The following is a 561-nucleotide window of genomic DNA, read 5'->3' as shown; positions in this document are numbered from 1 at the left end:
CGACGTCGCAAGGTATTAATACGCAATGGCGCAATGCGGTGGTAAATGACTGGAATAACGCCTTTGGAGGTCGTTATCCCCTTAAAAATACCCAAAGTGAAATTTCATTACCTTTAATGGCACAATATTTACGCCCTGATAATGGGCGTATTCAGCGTTTTCTTGAAAGCCATCTCAACGGAGTGTTGCGTAAAGAAGGCACCCATTGGGTACCCGATACCACCAATGCCCAAGGCTTAACCTTTAATCCCGAGTTTTTAAAAGCCTTAGATAAACTCAGCTATCTGGGGGATGTTGTTTTTGCGAATGGTGAAGCACGTCTTTTACTTTGAATTACGCCCAGGTACCTCACCCAACATTATGCAAACGCATTTAATGATAGATAGACAATCTCTTCTTTACAATAACCAGCAACCCCAATGGCAGCGTTTTGTCTGGCCAGCGGATACCGTTGCCTCTGGGGCATCACTGAGCTGGATAACCACAAACACAGGCACGCGTATTTATGGTGATTATCGTGGCGTCTGGGGCATTATTCGTTTACTGGAAGATGCCCAAATT

The 561-nt window shown here is 44.7% G+C and carries 1 pseudogene; it reads left to right on the top strand.

Features of this window, described 5'->3' with window-relative positions:
* A pseudogene (locus BHE89_RS19880) lies at positions 1-561 on the top strand (type VI secretion IcmF C-terminal domain-containing protein); the annotation flags it as partial.

The sequence above is a fragment of the Shigella sp. FC1967 genome (assembly GCF_001743005.1).
Classification (GTDB): Bacteria; Pseudomonadota; Gammaproteobacteria; order Enterobacterales; family Enterobacteriaceae; genus Proteus.
This window is presented reverse-complemented; position numbering and strand designations above follow the sequence as displayed.